Source organism: Streptomyces sp. NPDC029836, from assembly GCF_055574495.1.
Map to the genome: position 1 here is coordinate 1 of NZ_JBVHZI010000038.1, position 3,214 is coordinate 3,214.

Here is a 3,214-nt window from a genome sequence, read left to right on the forward strand (position 1 = left end):
ACCGACACCCAGATCAAGATCCGCGGCTTCCGCATCGAACCCACCGAAATCGAAACCACCCTCACCACCCACCCGCAGATCACCCAGGCCACCCTGGTCCACTCGGACGGGCAGCTGATCGCGTACGTGACGGCGGTCCCGGGGAGCCCCGCGGCCGCGCCGGCGCCGGACGGCCTGCGGGCCTGGCTGCGGGAGCGGCTGCCCGAGCACATGGTCCCGGCCCGCTTCGTCGTACTGGACCGGCTGCCGCTGACCCCCAACGGGAAGATCGACAGGGCCGCCCTGCCGGAGGTCGGCCCCGTCCCGACCGAGGGCGGCCGGCAGCCGCGCAACGAGGCCGAGGAACTGGTGCGGGGCCTGGTCGGTGAGGTCCTGGGGGTGCGCGACCCGCTGTCCATGGACGACGACTTCTTCGAGTTCGGCGGTCACTCGCTGCTCGCCGCCCGCCTCGTCCACCGCCTCGGCGCCACCCTCGGCGTCACCCTCACCCTCCGCGACGTCTTCCAGCACCCCACCCCCGCCGCCCTGACCCGGCGGATCGAGGCCGTCTCGTCCCGACCCGCCCTGCCCCCGCTCTCCCCCCACGGTCCGCGTCCCGAACGGCTCCCGCTGTCCTTCGCGCAGCAACGACTGTGGCTGGTGGACGGGTTGGCCGGGCCGGCCGGGAACGAGGGGAAGGGCGCCGCCTACAACGTCCCGATGGCGGTCCGGCTGGAGGGCGAGCCGGACGTCGCCGCGCTGCGCGCCGCCTTCGAGGACCTCGCCGGCCGCCACGAGCCGCTGCGCACCCGCTTCGCCACGGCGGACGGGGACCCGTACCAGGTCATCGATCCGACCCCCGGCCACTCCTTCACCTCCCGCACCGTCCCGGCCGACGCGCTCGACGCCGAACTCCTCGCCGAGGCCCGCCACTCCTTCGACCTGGCCACCGAACACCCCTTGCGCGTAACCCTGTTGTGCGGCGGGCCCGGGCAGTACACGATGCTGGTCCTGCTGCACCACATCGCCACCGACGGCCGGTCCCTGCTCCCCCTGTTCGAGGACCTGTCGCTGGCCTACGCCGCCCGCCGGGACGGGCGTTCGCCCGACTGGGCGCCGCTGCCGGCCGCGTACGCCGACTTCGCGCTCTGGCAGCGCACGGCCCTGACCGGCCCCGGCGCGGCCGACGGCGGGGTGGCGTTGGACGCCCAGCTCGCCCACTGGAGGACGGCGCTGGCCGGGCTCCCCGAGGAGTTGGGGCTGCTGCACGACCGACCGCGTCCGCCGGTGGCCGGGCAGCGCGGCGGGGTCGTGCGGGTGGACTTCGGCGCCGAGCTGTACCGGGGGGTCGTGGAGCTGGCGCGGGCCGAGCGGTGCACGCCGTTCATGGTGGTGCAGGCGGCCCTGGCGGCGACCCTTACCCGGCTCGGCGCCGGTACGGACGTACCGCTCGGGGCTCCCGTCGCGGGCCGCCCGTACGAGTCGCTGGACCCGCTGGTCGGGTTCTTCGTCAACACCCTGGTGCTGCGGACCGACACCTCCGGGAACCCGGCGTTCCGTGAGCTGCTGGCCCGGGTGCGTGCCGCGGACCTGGATGCCTTCGCCCATCAGGAGGCCCCGTTCGACCTGGTCCTGGAGGCGGTGAACCCGGCGCGCTCGGCGGCCCGGCATCCGCTGTTCCAGGTGTGCCTGGCCGTGGAGTCCGGCCCCCGGCCGGCCCCCGGGTTCCCCGGCCTGCGGGCCGGGCCGGCCGAGCCGCTGGCGACGGGGGCGGTCAAGTTCGACCTGGAGTTCCTGCTGCACGCCGAGGACGGATCGGGGTTGACGGGCGCGGTGCTCTACAGCCGCGACCTGTACGAGCACGCCACCGTGGAGCGGATGGCGGGCATGCTGCGGCGCACGCTGGAGCAGGTGGCCCGGGAGCCGCGGGTGCTCTTGTCGGAGCTGGAGTTGCTGGGCACGGCGGAGCGGCGCCGGGTGCTGGAGGAGTGGAGCGGCGTCCGCGCCGGAAACCGGGACAGCGGCACGGTCCGGGAAACGGGGAGCGGCGGGGCGGACGCAGGACCGGGCCATGGCGGGGCGAGCGCACGGCCGGTCACCCTCGTCGACCGTTTCGAGGAGCAGGCCCGGTTGCGGCCCGGCGCCCGCGCGGTCGTGTTCGGCGGGCAGGAGCTCTCGTACGGGGAGCTGAACGCCCGCGCCAACCGGCTCGCCCATCACCTCATCGCCCGGGGTCTGGGGCGCGGCGACCTCGCCGGGATCCTCCTCGACCGCGGCACCGACCTCGCCGTCGCCCTGCTGGCCGTCACCAAGACCGGCGCCGGCTACGCCCTCCTCGACCCCGAGTTCCCCGACGAACGCCTCGCCCGCACCGCCCACGACGCCCGCGTCGCCGTCCTCGTCACCGACACCCGCCACCACACGCGTCTCACCGGCCCCTGGCAGGTGACCAGCCTGGATGCCGACGCGGAAACGATCGCCGGCCGGGATCCGGGCGCGCCGGGGGTCGTGCTGACTCCGGACGACGTGGCGTGCGTGATGTTCACGTCCGGGTCGACGGGCCGGCCTAAGGGGATCCTGTCCTCGCACCGCAACCTGGTCTCCACCCTCACCGCCCAGACCTACGCGAGCTTCGGCCCCGACGAGACCTTCCTCCAGTGCTCACCCGTGTCGTGGGACGCCTTCAGCCTCGAATTCTGGGGAGCACTGCTCCACGGCGGAAGCACCGTTCTCCAACCGGGACAGCGCCCCGACCCGGCCCTGATCGCGGTCCTCACGCAGCAGCACCGCGTGACGATGCTCCAGCTGTCCTCCAGCCTGTTCAACTACCTCACCGACGAGCACCCGGAGACCTTCACCACCACCCGGACCGTCTACACCGGCGGCGAACCCGCCTCCCCCGCCCACGTCCACCGCCTCCAACAGCTCCACCCCCACCTCACCATCACCAACGGCTACGGCCCGGCCGAATCCATGGGCTTCACCACCACCCACACCATCGAACCCACCCCCGAGGTCCAAGGCCCCCTGCCCATCGGCCGACCGCTCACCCACAAGCACGCCTACGTCCTCGACGGCCACCTCAACCCCGTACCCGCCGGCACCACCGGCGAGCTGTACCTGGCCGGCGACGGCATCGCCCACGGCTACCTCGCCCAACCCACCACCACCGCCACCCACTTCGTCCCCAACCCGTACGGACCCCCCGGCAGCCGCCTCTACCGCACCGGCGACC

The 3,214-nt window shown here is 74.0% G+C and carries 1 protein-coding gene; it reads left to right on the forward strand.

The features are described 5' to 3' along the window. Positions 1 to 3,214 (forward strand): amino acid adenylation domain-containing protein (locus ACZ4XJ_RS37260; protein ID WP_468498873.1); only part of this gene is annotated, 3,214 nt, incomplete at both ends.